The organism is bacterium (assembly GCA_035528375.1).
Lineage (GTDB): Bacteria > RBG-13-66-14 > RBG-13-66-14 > RBG-13-66-14 > RBG-13-66-14 > RBG-13-66-14.
Genome location: DATKYS010000010.1, coordinates 1 through 17291, shown reverse-complemented (window position 1 = coordinate 17291; position 17291 = coordinate 1). Strand labels below are relative to the sequence as shown.

General features: G+C 65.1%; 18 protein-coding genes. 14 read left to right on the top strand and 4 right to left on the bottom strand.

All coding sequences use genetic code 11. From position 1 onward, the window contains the following. Positions 1 to 13: 13 nt before the first annotated feature. The 13 genes from VM054_00620 to VM054_00560 all read left to right on the top strand — a co-directional run bounded on the left by VM054_00620 (position 14) and on the right by VM054_00560 (position 13127). Positions 14 to 355 carry a septum formation initiator family protein gene (locus VM054_00620; GenBank protein HUT97560.1) on the top strand — a complete coding sequence of 114 codons (342 nt, stop codon included), beginning with the start codon at positions 14 to 16 and terminating at the stop codon, positions 353 to 355. A gap of 2 nt (positions 356 to 357) precedes the next feature. Next, positions 358 to 1251, top strand: a complete 894-nt coding sequence (locus VM054_00615) for a hypothetical protein (protein ID HUT97559.1) — start codon at positions 358 to 360, stop codon at positions 1249 to 1251. Between the two features lie 19 nt (positions 1252 to 1270). Continuing rightward, on the top strand, positions 1271 to 2722 hold the full coding sequence (gene proS / locus VM054_00610) for a proline--tRNA ligase (protein HUT97558.1): 1452 nt from the start codon (positions 1271 to 1273) through the stop codon (positions 2720 to 2722). Between the two features lie 76 nt (positions 2723 to 2798). Beyond that, positions 2799 to 3416, top strand: coding sequence for a dephospho-CoA kinase (coaE, locus tag VM054_00605; protein ID HUT97557.1), 618 nt, complete (start codon positions 2799 to 2801; stop codon positions 3414 to 3416). Then, on the top strand, positions 3413 to 4033 hold the full coding sequence (eda, locus tag VM054_00600) for a bifunctional 4-hydroxy-2-oxoglutarate aldolase/2-dehydro-3-deoxy-phosphogluconate aldolase (protein ID HUT97556.1): 621 nt from the start codon (positions 3413 to 3415) through the stop codon (positions 4031 to 4033). The genes coaE and eda overlap by 4 nt, the downstream gene beginning before the upstream one ends. Next, complete coding sequence (gene ilvD, locus VM054_00595; protein ID HUT97555.1) at positions 4017 to 5705, top strand: dihydroxy-acid dehydratase; 1689 nt, start codon at positions 4017 to 4019, stop codon at positions 5703 to 5705. Before eda ends, ilvD begins: the two co-directional genes overlap by 17 nt. Beyond that, entirely contained in the window at positions 5692 to 6588 is an 897-nt protein-coding gene (locus VM054_00590) for a PfkB family carbohydrate kinase (GenBank protein HUT97554.1), read from the top strand. The genes ilvD and VM054_00590 overlap by 14 nt, the downstream gene beginning before the upstream one ends. A gap of 155 nt (positions 6589 to 6743) precedes the next feature. Then, a complete protein-coding gene (gene recR, locus VM054_00585) occupies positions 6744 to 7379 on the top strand; it encodes a recombination mediator RecR (protein HUT97553.1) in 636 nt (211 codons plus the stop codon). A 319-nt stretch (positions 7380 to 7698) separates the two neighbouring features. Next, complete coding sequence (locus VM054_00580) at positions 7699 to 8190, top strand: roadblock/LC7 domain-containing protein (protein HUT97552.1); 492 nt, start codon at positions 7699 to 7701, stop codon at positions 8188 to 8190. A gap of 133 nt (positions 8191 to 8323) precedes the next feature. Next, positions 8324 to 8917: a GTPase domain-containing protein gene (locus tag VM054_00575; GenBank protein ID HUT97551.1), complete on the top strand. Its 594-nt coding sequence runs from the start codon at positions 8324 to 8326 to the stop codon at positions 8915 to 8917. A 145-nt stretch (positions 8918 to 9062) separates the two neighbouring features. Continuing rightward, positions 9063 to 9665 carry a DUF4388 domain-containing protein gene (locus VM054_00570; protein HUT97550.1) on the top strand — a complete coding sequence of 201 codons (603 nt, stop codon included), beginning with the start codon at positions 9063 to 9065 and terminating at the stop codon, positions 9663 to 9665. A 106-nt stretch (positions 9666 to 9771) separates the two neighbouring features. Then, on the top strand, positions 9772 to 11955 hold the full coding sequence (locus VM054_00565) for a UvrD-helicase domain-containing protein (GenBank protein ID HUT97549.1): 2184 nt from the start codon (positions 9772 to 9774) through the stop codon (positions 11953 to 11955). Further along, entirely contained in the window at positions 11952 to 13127 is a 1176-nt protein-coding gene (locus VM054_00560; GenBank protein ID HUT97548.1) for a hypothetical protein, read from the top strand. The genes VM054_00565 and VM054_00560 overlap by 4 nt, the downstream gene beginning before the upstream one ends. A gap of 186 nt (positions 13128 to 13313) precedes the next feature. Here the strand turns inward: VM054_00560 and VM054_00555 are convergent, their stop codons facing one another. The 4 genes from VM054_00555 to VM054_00540 all read right to left on the bottom strand — a co-directional run bounded on the left by VM054_00555 (position 13314) and on the right by VM054_00540 (position 16765). Further along, positions 13314 to 13949: a peptidylprolyl isomerase gene (locus VM054_00555; protein ID HUT97547.1), complete on the bottom strand. Its 636-nt coding sequence runs from the start codon at positions 13947 to 13949 to the stop codon at positions 13314 to 13316. Positions 13950 to 14071: 122 nt separating this feature from the next. Further along, positions 14072 to 15004 (bottom strand): hypothetical protein, encoded by a 933-nt coding sequence (locus tag VM054_00550; GenBank protein ID HUT97546.1) that lies wholly within the window; start codon positions 15002 to 15004, stop codon positions 14072 to 14074. Further along, positions 15001 to 16017 (bottom strand): endolytic transglycosylase MltG, encoded by a 1017-nt coding sequence (mltG, locus tag VM054_00545; protein ID HUT97545.1) that lies wholly within the window; start codon positions 16015 to 16017, stop codon positions 15001 to 15003. Before mltG ends, VM054_00550 begins: the two co-directional genes overlap by 4 nt. Before the next feature lie 280 nt (positions 16018 to 16297). Beyond that, positions 16298 to 16765, bottom strand: coding sequence for a hypothetical protein (locus VM054_00540; protein HUT97544.1), 468 nt, complete (start codon positions 16763 to 16765; stop codon positions 16298 to 16300). Positions 16766 to 17060: 295 nt separating this feature from the next. Between VM054_00540 and VM054_00535 the strand changes: the two genes are divergently transcribed. Further along, the coding region (locus tag VM054_00535) for a hypothetical protein (protein ID HUT97543.1) at positions 17061 to 17291 on the top strand (231 nt) is incomplete at its 3' end.

Sequence of the window (17291 nt, the reverse complement as noted above, 5' to 3'; positions counted from 1 at the left end):
GTTGACGCTCGCCATGACTTCCCGGCTGGAAAAGACCCATCGCCGCGCCGACGGCCGGCCCTGGCTCCGGCGGCGCTGGTGGCTGCTGGCCATCATAGCCGCGGCGCTCCTGGCGTATTTCCTCTTGGGTTCCCATGCCAGCCTCTTCCGACTGGGGGAGCTCGAGGAGGAGAAAGAACAGCTTCACCAGCGGTACAACGAGGCCCTGGAGACGGCTGGGCACTACCGGGAGCTCTTGGATAAGCTCGGGGCGGACGACGCGTTCCTGGAGAAGCTCGTACGGGAGCGGTTGGGGCTGGCCGCCGAGGGCGAGCGCGTCTACGTCATAATAGACAAGACCGGCGAAGGAGAATAGAAATGGGAGTTAAGTTCATTGATGATATGCTAATAATTGATGAAATTGATTTCATTGGCAGGTATCAAGTATCAGTAGATAAACAATATTTAGTTGCAACTATGGACGGTTTTAATTCTGATAAGATATCGATTGGAGGAGCACGTGATTTCGGAAATGGGAGAATTTTGTTGGCGCATAATGGTAAAATACTATTCATTAAGGAAATTGAGAGACCCAATGATGCTAACGTTTCGAATAATGGAATTGTTATTGTTCATGATTGGCTATTTGGTTATACTAAAAGGGAAGGTGTTGTATATATTTTAGATTCAGGTGGTAATATAATAATTGAATTTAAAACTGCATGCAATCTCTTAGAAAGCTACATATCAAGTGATGGTAAGTATGCCCTTAGTATAACTGCGGGTGGTGATTCATATGATACAAGTAAAGCGATTCTTTTTAATGTTGATATGAGGAAGGTCGAGTGGATGAAACCAACAATTAGTTATATAGCAGATGATTTATGTAAAGACAAAGTGAGGTTATATAGTAGACGTGGTAGTGTGACTGTGTGCATTGATAAGATTGAAGTTATTAATGTTTTTAAATGGGAGTTAGATTTCCCCGTATTGTATAATCCTTGGGTTTTGAAGAAGTTTTTTAAGAATGAGAAAGTTACACCGACTTTAGAATCAGTTGGAATATTTGAAGAAAAATTACTACAAAATATTAAGTATGTTAAAGTCGATGAAAAGGGAACTGCGATTTTTTATAAATTATTAGGTGATTGCTTCGAATACCTAAATGCTGAAAAAGCAATACAATACTACGAGAAAGCCGTCTCGTTAAATAACAAAATAGGTGTTAAGAAGAAGATAAATGAATTACGAAATAGTTTGAACAACGCCTAATATCCATTTTTGGAGTTGCATGTCGAAAGCTAGTAATGACAAAAAGCGTTCCCTAGAGGCCATCAGCGACATCCACGAGGACTTCTCGGCCTGGTACACCGACGTGGTCCGTCAGGCCAAGCTGGCCGACTACACCATCCTCAAGGGCTGCATGGTCATCCGCCCCTACGGGTACGCCCTGTGGGAGAACATGCGGGACTACCTGGACGCCCGGATCAAGGCCACGGGCCACGTCAACGCCTACTTCCCCCTGTTCATCCCGGAGAGCCTCCTGGCGAAGGAGGCCGAGCACGTGGAGGGCTTCGCCCCCGAGGTGGCCTGGGTGACCCACGGCGGCGACAAGGAGCTCGAGGAGAGAGTCGCCATCCGCCCCACCTCCGAGGCCATCATCTGCTCCATCTACTCCAAGTGGGTCCAGAGCTACCGCGACCTGCCGCTTCTCATCAACCAGTGGGCCAACGTGGTGCGCTGGGAAAAGGTGACTCGGCTCTTCCTGCGGACCACGGAGTTCCTCTGGCAGGAGGGGCACACCTGCCACCGCACCGAGGCCGAGGCGATCAACGAGGCGCTGAAGATGCTGGAGGTCTACGAGCGGTTCTACACCGAAGACCTGGCGATACCGGTGCTCAAGGGGCTCAAGTCGCAGTCGGAGAAGTTCGCCGGGGCGCGGGACACATTCTGCGTCGAGGCGCTGATGAAGGACGGTCGCGCCCTGCAGGCCGGGACGACCCACGACCTGGGCCAGCACTTCGCGAAGGTTTTCGACATCACCTTTCTGGACGAGGACGAGTCCCAGAAGCACGTCTGGCAGACGAGCTGGGGGGTGAGCACCCGCTCGGTGGGCGCCGTGGTGATGACCCACGGCGACGAGCGCGGCCTGCGCCTGCCGCCCCGTATCGCCCCGGTCCAGGTGGTCGTGGTCCCCATCCTCTTCGACAAGACCCGGGACGAAACCCTCCACTACTGCTCCTACGTCACCGAAATACTCTCCGATTTCCGGGTGGAGCTGGACGAAACGGACAAGAGCCCGGGGTGGAAATTCGCCGAGCACGAGCTGCGCGGGGTGCCGATCCGTCTCGAGGTGGGCCCCCGGGACATGGAGGGGGACCAGGTGACCCTGGTCCGGCGGGACACGGGTGAGAAGCGGCCGGTGCTGGTCTCGGACCTGCCCCGGGTGACGAAGGAGACCCTGGACCAGATCCAGGAGGGGCTTTACCGTCAGGCCCTGGCGTACCGCGAGGGGCTCACCTTCCGGGTGGGCACGCTGGCCGAGCTCTCCGCCGGCCTGGAGGAAAAGCGCGGCCTCTACCACGCCCCCTGGTGCGGGGACGCGGCCTGCGAGAACGAGGTCAAGGACAAGACCAAGGCGACCATCCGGCTCCTGCCCTTCGATCAGCCCGAGGAGCGCGGCGCGTGCCTGGTCTGCGGTAAAGATGCCCGCTGGGAGGCGATTTTCGCCCGGGCCTATTGATTCCCTGATTCGGAAATGGCGCGGGCCGGCGCGTAACCGGATACACCGTCGGCCCACTTCCATTGGATGATACCGAGTGCTGACTCTTGGTTGGACAGGCGGCGTGGCTTCGGGGAAGACCACGGCGCTCGAGCTCCTGGGCAAGATTGCCCGCCTGGACGTCTTCGAGGCGGACCGGCTCGGGCACAAGCTCCTCCGCGAACCGTGGATTCGGGACGCGGTGGTGGAGCTCTGCGGCCGGGACATCCTGGACGGTGGCGGCGAGATTGACCGAGGCCTTCTGGGGAGGATGGTCTTCGCGGACAGGGAGTTACTCGTCAGCTACAACACCCTGATCCACCCACCTCTCGTCGAGGGCATCCGCACCGCCGTCGAGGAGGCCCGGAACCGGAACGACGCAGAGGCCTTCGTGGTTGACGCGGCCCTCATCTTCGAGTGGGGGATAGGCCAGCTCTTCGACGCGGTGGTGGCGATCCGGGCCGCCCAGGGACTGGCGCTCAGGCGGCTACTGCGCGAGGGGCTGACGGAAATCGAGGCCCGGCAGCGGCTCAACAGTCAGCTCCGCGAGGAAGTCAAGGTCCAGCGGGCCGATTTCGTCATCATCAACGACAACGACCTGGAGGCGCTCGGGCGGCGCGTCTGGTTCCTCTGGGAGCACCAGCTCGCCCCGCTAAAGAGGGCGAGGGCCACGTGACGGCCCGAACGGTGGAGGCCATAGGCGCGGCCCGGGTGGTGCCGGTAATCCGCACGACCGAGCCCGGTTTGGCCCTGCCGGCCGCCGAGGCGCTCATCGCCGGGGGAGCGTCGGTGCTGGAGGTGGCGCTGACATGCCCCGATGCCCTCGAGGTCGTCGCCGCCCTGGCGGGGCGGATTCCGGTCGGCGCGGCCAGCGTGTCATCGGTCGAAATATTGGAGGAGGCGGTCCGGCGAGGGGCCGCTTTCACCGTTTCGCCCCACTCGGACCCCGCGCTGCTGGAGCGGGCGCGGAGGCTGGGTACGCTGCACATCCCCGGCGCGGCCACACCCACCGAGGCGGTCGCGGCCGTCAAGGCGGGAGCGGCCTTGGTGAAAATCTTCCCGGCGCGGGAGCTCGGCGGACCCGTCTACCTGCGGGCACTCCTCGCCCCCCTGCCGGAGCTGCGGCTGATCCCCGCCGGCGGCGTCTCCCCCGGCGAGGTCGCCCAGTACCTCGCGGCGGGGGCCTTCGCCGTGGCGCTGGGTTCGGAGCTGGTGCGGCGGGAGTGGCTGCGCGACGGCGCCTGGGATAAACTCCAGGGGGCGATGGAGGACCTTCTTGCCCGGCTTTCGTGAATCGGCCCCCGAGGCGGTGCCCCTGCGTCTGGCCGCGGGGATGCACCCCGACGAGGCCGGCCGTCCCTGGATTCTGATCGAGTCCTCCGCCGGGGAGACCCACCCCGGCTCCTCCCATCTGCTGCGACTCAGCGAGCTTTGCGCCGACGAGGTCCGCCGCGCCGGCGGCGCGCCCTACCGCTGTTTCTGCACCGACATCTGCGACGGCGTGGCCCAGGGGACGCCTGCCGGGGGCCTCTCCCTCGCGGGCCGCGAGCTCTACGCCCTCGCCGCCGAGCTGCACGCCCGGGGCGGTCACGCCGACGGCGTCCTCCTCCTCTCCTCCTGCGATAAATCCATCCCGGCCCACCTCATCGCCGCGGTCCGCCAAAACCTCCCGGCCGTCCTGGTGCCCGGCGGGGTGATGCCCCGCTCCACCGACGGCGGAACCCTGGCCGACGTGGGGGAGCTGGCGGCCGCCCGTCGGCGGGGTAAAATGACCGGGGCTGAGTTCGAGGAGAGGAGCCGCGGGCTCTGCCCCGGTCCGGGCGCCTGCGCATTCATGGGCACGGCGGGGACCATGCAGTGCCTGGCCGTGGGTCTCGGTCTGGCGCTCCCCGGCTCTGAGCTGCTGCCGCCTTTTAGTCCCGCGCAGCTCTCGGCCTGCCGGCGGTCGGCGGAAACGCTGATGCGCCTCGTCGGGGCGGGTGTTGCGCCCCGGGACCTCCTCGACGCGCGTTCACTCGAAAACGCCGTGGCCCTGCTGGCGGCGCTGGGCGGTTCGACCAACGCCCTTTTGCACCTGGCGGCCCTGGCCCGCGAGCTCGGCGTCCCCTTCGACCTGCGCGGGGTGGACCGCGTCGCGGCGCGCGTGCCCCGCCTGGTCAACCTGCGTCCGGCGGGCGCGCACCCGACGGACCGCTTCCACCTGGCCGGCGGCGTCCCGGCGGTGGTCGAGCTGCTGATCGGGCTCGGCCTCTTCGATTCACAGGCCCGGACGGTCTCGGGGAATTGGGGCGAGGCCCTGGAAGGTTGGCGCCGCCTGGACGACCCGCAACATCGGAGCGCCCTTTTGGCCGAGGGCGGCGAGTCGCCTGATGATTACGTGAGTCTCGTGGTGACCGCCCCCTTCGGCCCCCCGGGTGGTATCCGCGTTCTCTTCGGCAACCTGGCGCCGCGGGGGGCGGTGGTCAAGCCGGCCGGGGTCGAGCGGACGCTTTTCCAGGGTCCGGCCCGCGTTTTCGGCTCCGAGGGCGCCGCGCTCGACGCGGTGGCGACCGGGGCGGTGAGGCCCGGCGACGTGGTCGTCCTGGCCGGTCAAGGTCCCCGGGGGGCGGGGATGCCCGAGCTCTTCTACCTCTCCGCCGCCATCCGCGAGCACCCCACGCTGAACGGCGCGGTGGCACTGGTCACCGACGGCCGCTTCTCCGGGGCCACCGCGGGGCCGTGCGTGGGCCACGTCTGCCCCGAGGCGGCGGCGGGCGGTCCCCTGGCCTTGGTGCGTGAGGGGGACGCGGTCCTGGTGGACCTGGAGGGGAGGCGGCTGGAGCTCCTGGTGGACGCATCCGAGCTCGAACGGCGGCGCGCCGCCTGGACCCCGCCGGCACACCCGGGGGGGTCCGGTCTGCTCGCGCTGTACCGAAAATCAGCCCTCCAGGCCGACGAGGGTGGAGGGTTCGATGCGCGGGCGTAATCGTACCCAACCACCTCTGTTATTCACCGCCGGGGAGCTGATGGTGGAGCGCCACGCCCGGCACCCCGACCACTTGGGTGTGGGGGGTGCCGCGGCTAATGCGGCCCTGGCCTTCGTCCGCGCCGGGGGACGGGCGGCCTTCGCCTGCCGCCTGGCCGAGGACGAGCACCTGCCGCTCCTTCGCGGCGAGCTCGAGCGCGTCGGCCTGTGGAGCCCCGCCGTCGTCCTCGGAGGGCCGTTCAACGCGGCGTACACCATCGGGGCCGACTGTCCCTACGGCCGGTTCGGCTACGCGCGCGAGGGCAGCGCCGGCGGGGGGCTCGCGCCCGACGACCTGGACGGGGAGCCGATTGCCGGGGCGGACGTGGTGTTGATTTCCGGTGTCTTCGCCTCCCTGAACCCGACCACCCGGGCGACGGTGCGCCGCATTCTGGACCTCGCCGCCCCCCGGGCCGTCGTCGCCTACGACGTCAACCACCGCCCCGCCCTGGCCTCGCCCGAGGGGGCGCGGGCGGTGTACGAGGAGCTCTCGCCGCGCCTCGCTTTCGTCAAGGCGGACCTGGACGAGGGCCGGATGCTCTGGGGCGGCGGCGACCCGCTCGAGGTCTCCCTGCGCGGGGCGTCCCGGCATCCCCTCGTCATGCTCACGCTGGGCGCGGACGGCCTCGTCCTCGTCGCCGACGGGGAACCGGAAATCGTACCGGCTGCGTCCGCGGAGTGCGTGGACCCCACCGGGGCGGGCGACGCGGCGCTGGGAACGGCTCTTTTTCACCTCGCCCGGGGGCGGTCCCCCCGGGAGATGGGCCGAGCCGCGGCCGACGCCGGCGCGCGGTGCGTCGGGTCCCTAGGCGCCTGGGGCTATCCGGTCGGGAATCCCTCGTGACGGGCGCTTTCCCCTGAAAAAAACGGCCCGGGCGTCCCGTCGGTACTCCCCTACCGGGCCGTCCGGGCCCCCTCTCTTGACAGGATGCGGAGTCGTCTGGTAGTTTCCTACCTGAAAATGTTGGTTTGTCCCCCGCATCTTTCGTCCGAGCCGTAATCTTGGTCCCGAGCTTACAGAAACTCCTCGCGGCGTTGCGTCGTCTGCCCGGCGTGGGACCTAAATCGGCCCAGCGGATCGGGTACCATATCCTCCGCGCGACCCGGGAAGAGGCCGTGGAGTTGGCGCGGGCCGTCGTCGCCCTCAAGGACCGCGTCGGTCTGTGCTCGGTCTGCGGCAACGTGGCGGAGCGGGTGGAGGGGGCCTCGGAGAATACGCCGCTCGAGTGCCCGGTCTGCACCGATCCCCGGCGGGACTCCAGCCGCCTCTTGATCGTCGAGGAGCCTTACAACGTCGAGGCCTTTCAGAAGACGGGGGTTTACGACGGTCTGTACCACGTGCTCGGCGGGCTCTTCGACCCCCTGGCCGGGGTGGGAGCCGTGGAGCTGGGTCTGGACGCGCTGGCTCGGCGGGTCTCCGGGGGGTCGTTCCGGGAGGTGATTCTGGCCACCAGCCCCACCACCGCCGGTGAGGCCACCGCCAGCTACCTCCACGAACTGCTGAAGCCCTTCGGCGTCACGTTGACGCGGATCGCCGTCGGCCTGGCGCCCGGGGCCGACGTGGATTACGCCGACGAGATCTCGCTACGCCTGGCTCTGGAGGGTCGGCGGGAGTACGGGTCCACCGGGAGATAGGGACCCCCGGGGAAGAGGGGGCTAGGGGCATTCGCATGGAGCATACCGCTCAGCCTTACGCCCACGGGGAAATGGGGCCCCAAGGGTGCGGGCGGCCCCGGAAAATGGGTTGATACATACGGAACGCTTTTTGCTATAATTACTTACCCCATCAATGGCCTCTCATCGGTGAGGGTATCTCGGGATCGAACGGCCCCCGGGACAGGAGGGGGTCGGGTCTGGGGCTCCGCGCGTTTTTAGTCCCAGGGAAGCCGGGTGAATTTGGGCTCCTCGGGACAACTTACAGTGGGCCAACCCTTTTCAGGAGGACTCTTTCCTCATGGCTCAAATCGTTGAACTTTTTGAAGAAGACTACCAGATAATCAACCAGACCCTGTCGCGCCTGTTGACGGAGTCCAACGCCCGTATCGTGCTCCTCGTGGACCGTTCGGGGCAGCTCATCAGCTCCCACGGCGACACCTCGAACATGGACTCGACGGCCTTCGCCAGCCTGTCGGCGGGCAACTTCGCCGCCACCAGCGCCCTGGCGAAGATTCTCGGGCAGGACGAGTTCAGCGTCCTATTCCACCAGGGCGAGAAGGAGTCCATCCACATCTCCGTCGTGCAGAGCCGGGTCATTCTGGTCATCGTCTTCGACAACCGCACCTCCCTGGGGTTGGTGCGCCTGCGGGTCAAGAAGGCGCTGGAGGAGCTCTCCACCGTCTTCGAGAACATCTTCACCAAGCTCGGCGCCGCCGGACACCAGAGGACCCTGGATTCCTCCTTCGCCTCCGTCGCCGAGAGTGAGATAGACAACCTCTTCCGGGATTGATCCACTCCTCCCGGTGGGTGTAGGTGATGGATGGGAGCCCGACTCAAAATGACCGCAGGACCGGGAGGCGGGGTGCCGGACGGGAGTGCCGCCCCCTGCCTGTGCTTCCAGCCTTGAGATAAGGACGACCTAGATGTCACTGATCAACTACGCCAGCAAAGAGATAAACTGCAAAATCGTCTATTATGGTTGCGGTCTGTGCGGTAAGACCACGAATCTTCTCTACGTCCACAAGAAGATTGACCCCGCCTCGAAGGGCAAGCTGGTGAGTCTTGCCACCGAAACCGACCGCACCCTCTTTTTCGACTTCCTCCCCCTCGATCTCGGCACCATCCAGGGTTTCACCACCCGCTTCCACCTCTACACCGTGCCGGGACAGGTCCACTACGACGCGAGCCGGAAGCTCATCCTCAAGGGGGTGGACGGGCTGGTCTTCGTGGTGGATTCCCAGATCGAGCGCGTGGAGGACAATCTGGACAGCCTGGAGAACCTCAAGGTGAACCTCCGCTCCCAGGGTTACGACTTCAACGACCTCCCCATGGTACTCCAGCACAACAAACGGGACCTGCCGAACATCGTTCCCGTGGACGAGCTGGAACGCCAGCTCAACCACCGCGACGATCCGGCCTTCGAGGCGATAGCCACGGAGGGGGTCGGCGTTTTCGACGTCCTTCGGGCCATCTCAAAGCTGGTTCTCGCCGCCCTTAGCCAGCACCAGAACGCTTGAGAGGAGCCCCGTGGGCGGGGGCTTTCGATCCCCGGCTCTTTTATATCCCTACGGGCGCGTTTAACGGTGTGGGTGCCGCACCCGTCGGTCGTCAAAACACAGTGCCCCTCCGGACCGGGGGGGCGTAATAAACTAAAATCGGCTCATGGCCTTCGACGGTGACCTGAAGAGCTTCTCGCTGTCCGACATCCTGCAGATGCTGCAGATGGGTAAGCGGACCGGCGCTCTCTCCATCCGTCACGGTGAGGAGATAGGCACACTCTACTTTCGCAAGGGAGAGCTGGTCCACGCCACGTACAAGAACCTGACCGGCGAGGATGCGGCGTACAGCCTTTTAAACTGGAAGACCGGCCGCTTTCGCTTCGACACGACCATCTACCCCACCCGCCGCTCCATCGAAATTTCAACGACGAACCTGATTCTGGAGGCCGCCCGTCGGTCCGACGAGCTGGCGGACCTGCAGACGGAACTTCCACCACCGGACACCGTTCTCCACTTCGCCAACGTAGCCGGAAAGGTGGACGAGATCCACCTCTCCGCCGACGAGTGGAAGGTCCTCTCCCTGGTGGACAGCCGGCGAAGCATCGCCGCAATCTGCGCCGACAGCGAGATTGACGAGGTTTCCACCCTCCAGATCATCGAGAAGCTCCTGGGCATCGGGCTGCTGCAGCGGCTCGGCGGTGATCCCCCCCTGGGCGAGGAGGGGCCGCCCACGACGTCCACCGACTGGGAGCAGCCGCCCCTCTGACCCGCCCGAGCGCGGTGTGGGTTTACGAAAAACGGGGGGCGGCTCGTCGCGGGCCGGACGTTTCCGATCGTGGACGAGGGTTTACACGTAATCCGGGACTCGAGTGATGGACAACCTGCTCATCTTCCTGAACCCGATCCAGCTCCAGGCGGTGACTCACCGTGGGTCGCCGTTTCTGGTGCTGGCCGGGGCGGGGAGCGGGAAGACCAGGGTGGTTACCACCCGGGTGGCCCATCTCATTGACCAGGGCGACGCCAAGCCCGACGAGATTCTGGCGGTGACGTTTACCAACAAGGCGGCGACCGAGATGCGGGTCCGGGTGGATTCGCTCATAGGTGAGCGCGCCGGCTCCGCGACTGCCGCCCGGGTATGGGTTCACACCTTCCACGCCTTCTGCGCCCGCCTCCTGCGGCGAGAAATCGGCCACATCCCCGGACGGGAGAACGAGTTCGTCATCGCCACCCAGGCCGACCAGTTGGCCATCCTCAAGCGGCTGGTCGGACCGGGCGAGGGGCCCGGCGCGCTGAAACCCACCGACGTCCTGACGGTCATCGAGCGGGCCAAGCACCACCTGGTGGAGCCCGAGGAATTCCCGGCACACACGGCCCACGAGAAGCGGATAAAGGCCTTCTACGAAAGCTACCAGACGGAGCTCCTCGATTCGGGGGCCCTGGATTACGCCGATCTGATCCTGGTCACGGTGAAGCTCTTCCGGGAATTCCCGGAGGTCCTCCGGCGCTGGCAGAGCCGGTTCAAGCACATCCTGGTGGACGAGTACCAGGACACCAACGCGGCCCAGCACGAGCTCATCCGGGCCCTGGCCTCGGGGAGCGACGGGCTCGCCGTCGTCGGCGACCCGGACCAGAGCATCTACCGCTGGCGCGGCGCCGATCCGACGAACATCCTGCGCGTCACCGAGGATTTCGAAAACGTCCGCATCATCACCCTCCTGGAGAACTACCGCTCGACCCAGACCATCCTCAAGGCGGCCAACTCCCTCATCTCCCACAACCCGCGACCGCTCGGCCTCGACAGGGACCTGTGGACCCGGGGCGAGGAGGGCGAGAAGATAAGCGTGTACGCCGGGTCCGACGAGTACGACGAGTCGGGCTGGATCGCCACGGAAATTTTCCGATCGGTCAACACGGAGAAGAAGTCGAACTACGCCGACTACGCCATCCTCTACCGCACCAACGACCAGAGCCGGGTCCTGGAGGACGCCCTGCGCAAGCGGTCCATCCCGTACACGACCATCGCCGGCTCCCGGTTCTACGACCGCCGAGAGATACGGGACCTCCTGGCCTACCTGCGGCTCATCGTCAACCCCAACGACATCCTCAGCTTCCGCCGGATCATCAACGTCCCCAGCCGCGGGGTGGGGAAGATTTCCGTGGATCGCGTGATGGAGGAGATAGAGCGGAACCCCACCGCACTCTTCGACACCGTCCGCCGCTGCGTGGACGAGGAGCTGATCCCCCCCCGGGCCCGGCGCGCCGTCGTCCGGCTGATGGACCTCCTCGACGAGCTGACGACCATTCGCGAGCCGGTGGACAAGCTGCTGGAGATGCTCCTGGAGCGCGTGGATTACACGAGCTGGCTGCAGAAGGCGGGCGACGCCGTTTCCCGGCTGGAGAACGTGGAGGAGTTCGTGGACACGGCCCACGATTTCATCTCGTCGAATCCCGACGGCATGCTGGAGGAGTTCCTCGAGGAGGTCTCCCTGGCCGCCCCCATAGACGATTTCGACGAGACCGCGGGGTCCGTGTCCCTTCTGACCCTCCACGCCTCCAAGGGGCTCGAGTTCCCCATCGTTTTCATCACCGGCGTCGAGGAGGGGCTTTTGCCCCTGAAGTACAAGGGTTCCTCCAGGTACGATGACATCGAGGAGGAGCGCCGCCTCTTCTTCGTGGGGCTGACCCGGGCCCGGTACAAGGTATACCTCACGCGGGCGCTGCGGCGCAACCTCGAGGGTCGCAAGGTGTGGACCAAGCCCAGCCCGTTTTTAAAGGAGCTGCCCGTCAGCCTCCTCGAGGACCACTCCGTGCACACCCTGACCATGTTCGCGACCTCCCAGGACCTCCTGGCCGTGGAGCACGAACAGGAGCGGGAGAAGGCCAAGAAAGCGGCGCCGGCGTACTCCATCGGGGACCGGGTCTGGCACGACAAGTGGGGGCGGGGGATCATCCTCTCCCGGGCCGGAGACGGCGACAGCCTAAAGCTCACCGTCAAGTTCGCCCGGCACGGCATCAAAAAGCTCGTCGCCAAGTTCGCCAATCTGCAGAAGATGTGAGCCTTCCACCAATCATGGATGACGGCGACACAGTTCATGAACGGACCCCCCGGAAACCAAACCGGCTGGACCCGGGGGTCGGGCCGGGGGTCCTCGCGGACGGTCGGCCGCCCTACGCGTGGGTCCTCTCCGAGCTCAGTCGGGCCTTCAAGGACCGTTCCCTCTCCAAGGACGAGCTCGTCCGGCGCTTCGTCAACATCCTGGGGCCGGGTTTCGACGTCAGCCGCGCCTGCTACAACGAGCTCACCGCCAACGTCTACGTCACCGTCGTCGAGTGGGTTGACCGCGGGGTCAAGCCCACCGTCGGTCAGAAGCTGCCCGTCGAGATCGTCGAAAAGCTGCTCTACTCCGATGTCCACCTCTGGACCCGGCAGACGGCGGTGGAGCTCCTGCCGAAGGGGCTCCGGTTCATCGCCGGACCGGTGCTCTCGGTCATGGAGATTCTGCAGAACATCGCCGCCATCGTGGTCAGTCCGGTGCGGCTGGGGGGCGAAATATGCGCGGCCGTGTCCCTGGACATCTGCCGCGACGACCGGCGATCCACCAACTGGCCCCGGGAGAAACTCGACTTCTTCGCCACCGTCGTCAGGCTCCTGGGCGACGAGCTGGAGCGGCACCAACTGGTAACGCCCCTGGAAACCTCGCCGGAGTCGGCCATCCTCGTGCTGGACCTGGTGGAGTCCACCAGCCTGTTGGTGGATTTCGGCGACACGCTCTTCATAGACCAGGTGAACCGGTTCCACCGGGAGTTCATGGAGCACCCCTCCGCCGACGACCTGCTCTTTTTGAAAAACACGGGCGACGGTTTCCTGGGCATCTACCGCACCGTGCCCCAGGCGCTCGCGGCGGCCCGGGAGTTCCTGGAACGGGGCTCGGTCCGCGTGGCCCTGCACTGGGGGGCGGTCAACACCGGCCTGGGCGGCGATCCCCTGGGAGTCGAGGTCCACCGCGCCTTCCGCATTGACGGCGTCCGTGAGGAGGACCGCGTGGACCCCGCCCCGCCGGACCGCCACCTGCCCGTCTCGGGCCGCATCCTGGCCACCCGACAGGTGCTGGAGCAGCTCGGGGAGGAGGAGCGGAAACTTTTCGAGCCGGTGGGCGAGTTCCGTCTGCGCGGCTTCACCGAACCGTGTCCGCTGTGGCTGACCGTCCGGGCCGAGGGAGCGGCGTAATCCCGGCGGGCGGGTGGGCCGGATGCGCGGTGGTTTCCAATCCCCGAGGTCTTTGCGCTCTGCGACCAAAAGGAAATAAAGGCCCCGTTGGGGCCTCCCCTTTTGCGGGGACTCGAAGTCGTCTTGGGCGTCCTTCAGCAGTTGGGTAATAAAAAGGCCCCCGGAGGGGCCTCCCTTTTACGCAGTTCACTCCCCCGAGGGGGAAATTTCGAACGCCGGCATTTCGGTAATCTCCGGGCGGATGCCCAGCTCGCCGCGCCGCGCCTTCTCGATGAAATCGCCGTAGGTCATGACACTGGCCTTCTCTATCATCGTGCCCACCTCTACCCGGTGGACCACCTCCATCCCGGCGATGACCTGGCCGAAGACCACGTAGTCGCCGTCCAGGTGCGGTCGCGGGGCGAGGCAGACGTAGAACTGGCTGCCCGCCGAGTCCTTCTCCCGGCTCCGGGCCATCCCCACCGCCCCCTCGATGTGCTGCAGCGTGGCGTTCTCGAAGGGAAGATAGCCCTCGGCCAGATTGCCGGTCCCCGCCCGCGCGGGGTCGTTCCAGTACGGGCAGCCGGCCTGGATGACGTGCCCCTTCTCCACGCGGTGGAAACCGATGCCGTCGTACTTCCCCCGCTCCACCAGGTCCGTGAAGTTCGCCACCGTCGCCGGGTTGACCGAATCGTGGAGGAGGATGTAGAAGTTGCCGATGTCGGTATCTATGAGGACGACGGGCGTCTGGTCGGTGGGGAGCGGTACGAGGGCTCCGGTTTCCCCGCCGCAGGAGGCGACGGCGGCGAGGAGCAGGATTGACAACAGGTAAATGCGTTTCATGTCGGTCCTTTCCTTGGCAAGGGATTTAAACCCCTTGTCCGAAACGGGGTTCGTCAACGACACCCCATCATACCATCCGTGGGGATTCCGTTCCACCGGGTAGAAGCGGGTCACGTCGGCCATCAGCCGGATGTGGGTTTCCGTCCCAACGACAGCCAGGCCTTCATCTCGGCGAGCAGGCCCTGGAAGAGCCACCAGAGCGGAAAGTAGACCCTCGAACGGAAGCCGAGGTTGAAGACGGTTCTCCCGATGACCGCTCCGAGCAGGAAGACCACCGTCAGCGCGAGCGGCACCCGGTAGAACCAGCCGCCCTCCCAGAGCACGCCCAGGACGGAGCCGGCCGTCAGGAGCGCCAGCCACAGGGCGGTCAGGTTGCCGAGGAGGTGGCGGACGAGCACCCCCGGGCTGAACGGCCGCCGGGGGATGGAGCGGATCCCGCGCCGCTTCCCAGCCGTCACCCGAGCGGTGAGCTCCGCCATGCCTTCCGGCGGGACCAGGCGCCCCACCAGCCCCCTTTTTCCCGGCAGGAAGACCACTTTTTTCCGGGCCTTCGCCAGGGAGGCCAGGTCCACTCCACCTTCGTCGGCGAACTCCCGCCGTACGGCGTAGGGGTGGCCGTCCAGGTCGGTCGGAACGCCCGATCCCGCCTCCCAGGCGGCCAGCCGCCAGGTCCATCCGCGGTGGATGCGCTCCGCCTGGGCCAGCGCCGCCTCGCGTCCCCCCATCCGGCCCGACTCCTCCAATTCCGGTACAAGCAGCCGCCCTACCACCAGGGCGGTTCGTTCGTCGGCCAACGGGGCGACGAGCCGCCGGACGCCGCCGTCGGTCAGCCTTCCCCCTAGACCCGGGGAGACGAGAATCGGCGCCTCGGTCCGGCTTTCCGTTTCAATCCCCTCGTGCCGGAGTCGGCTTATACCGAGTGTCGGCGCGGGGCGTCGCGGCACGTCCGCCTTTTTGGCGAAGAGGGACAGAAAAGCGCAGATTACAGGGTAGGCCAGATGAGTCAGCGCCAGTGCGCCGGCGCCGACGGTCATCAGTATGTCGGGGAGGGTCATGGGGCGTCGGGGGCGAGGGCGGCGTTCCGGGCCTCCTCCGTCTCCGCCCGGGCCTGGTTGTGCTCGGCGAGGGTGCGGCTGAAGGTGTGCGTCCCGTCGCCGTTGGAGACGAAGAAGAGGTAGTCGTGCCTCTCGGGGTCGAGGGCGGCGGCGATGGCCTCGCGGCCCGGGTTGTTTATCGGCCCCGGCGGCAGGCCGGTGTGGAGGTAGGTGTTGTACGGGCTCTCCACCTTGAGGTCGGCGTACTCCAGCACCTGTTTGTGCTCCCCCAGGGCGTAGAGGACCGTGGCGCAGCTCTCAAGGTTCATGCCCCGCTCGAGGCGGTTGGAGAAGACGCCGGCGATGCGCGGGAACTCCCAGAAATCCGCCCCCTCGGCCTGGACGATGCTGGCCAGCGTCAGCGTCTCATACCGGTCAACCCCCGTCCGCCGGCTTTTTTCGAGCTCCGCCTCCCACACCCGGTCGCCCCGGTCCAACAGGAGCCCGGCGACCTCCTCGGCGGTGACGCCCGCCGGCACCTCGTAGGTGTCGGGGAAGAGGTAGCCCTCGGGTGAGTTGACGCTGTAACGTTCGAAGGCCTGCCGGGCGGCGGCGGAGAGGAAGTCCCCGGCATTACAGATACCCTCCCGCCCCAGCCGCAGGGCCATCTGTTCGGCATCGAGCCCCTCGGGGAGGGTGAAGCGGACGATAAGGACCTTCCCGGCGACGAGGGTTTCGGCGGCGTCGGAGAAGCAGGCCGGCGCGTCGAGCCGGTACGTCCCCGCCTTCAGTTCGGAGTCCCGACCGGTGAGGTAGAGGTAGAGGCGGAACAATCGGGGGTGCTCGGTCACCCCGGCCCCGGCCAGGAGCTCCGCCACCCGGTCGGCTCCGACGCCCTCGGGTATCTCCACGACCACGCTTTTGGTGGCTTCCACCGAGCCGTAGGCCAGCGCGCAGTAGTAGATGACGAGCCCCGCCGCGACGACGACGAACGCGCCGACGAGGATGAGCGTGACGACGAGCTTTTTCTTCACGGCTGTCCTTTTACGTTCGCGCTCATTGTACCAGAATCCGCATGTCATTCCCCCCGACCCTTTGGGTAAGGGCGGGGGAGGTGAGTTGATACGGGCGGGTCTGGAGACCCGCCCCTACGGGAAATGTGTGAACCGTGCGTCATCCTCGTAGGGGCCGACCTTTAGGTCGGCCCGGAATTTCCCTCTCCCCGTGGGAGGCCTGCGAGGCGCGGGACCAGGGGTGGGGGCTGCCTTATAAAAAAAGCCCCCGATTCGGGGGGCGCGGCACGGACTACGGGCGTCAGACCTCGGCCTTCTTCTTGGCTTCCCGGTCCCGCAGGCAACCGGCCGAGCAGCTCTCCATGGAGAGGTCGAAGCGCTCCTTGAGCGTCATCTTCGCCGGGAGCTGGATGACGAGCCGTCCGTTGGGCCCCTCGTCCAGGGCCACGCGGCTGCCCACCTTGAAGCGGTGGTAGCACAGTGTGCAGCCGGCGACCTCGGCCAGCACCTCCCGCCCCGAGTCGAGCCGGACCTTCACCGGCAGGTTGGAGCTCTGACACTTATCCTTGAGAGAGCTCTCGAAGCTGGTGATGGTGCCCTTCTTACGCCTGAAGTAGGAGGAGACGCGCCCGAAGACGTAGAAGAAGGTGATGACCAGGCACGTGGCCCAGAAGACGAACCCCGAATCCTCGTAGGTCGGCTCCAGGCTGATGTGCGCCGCGGCGGCGAGGGGGGTCAGGGCGATCAGGATGGCGGGGAGTCTGCGCATGGTTGTGGCGGGGTGAAGGGTTTAACGGTGGTGATTTTAGCCGATTACCACCCCCGTGTCCAGCCGCCCCGATTATACACCTTTTTGTGGTAAAATGCGGGGTGGTCGGGGGTTCGGATACAGCCGGATAGAGATGTCCCCCTCGATGGGTTTAAATGGTGAAAAGCGCTCGTTATGTGCTTCTGGAGCGCATGGAAATAATCCTTGGCTCGGTTTGATTTTTTTTCTTGAGAGTTTTTGTGATTGGTGCTAACCTCCACCTGAAGTTACTTCCCAACATAAAGGAGATTCTAAGATGAAAAAGCTTGTACTGTTGCTGGCTATCCTGGCCGTGTCGGTGACATTTGCCCAGGATCCCGAGGCGATAATCGTCAAGTACGACTCGGCGTACGGCGGCAACTACCTCTCCAGCGCGATAAGCAGCCTGTGGCCGAGTTGCTCCGCCACGTACTACGACGGCAGCACATGGCCCACCTTCATATCCGCCCTGACCGGAAGCGACTGGAGTATGTGCATCGTCGCCGCG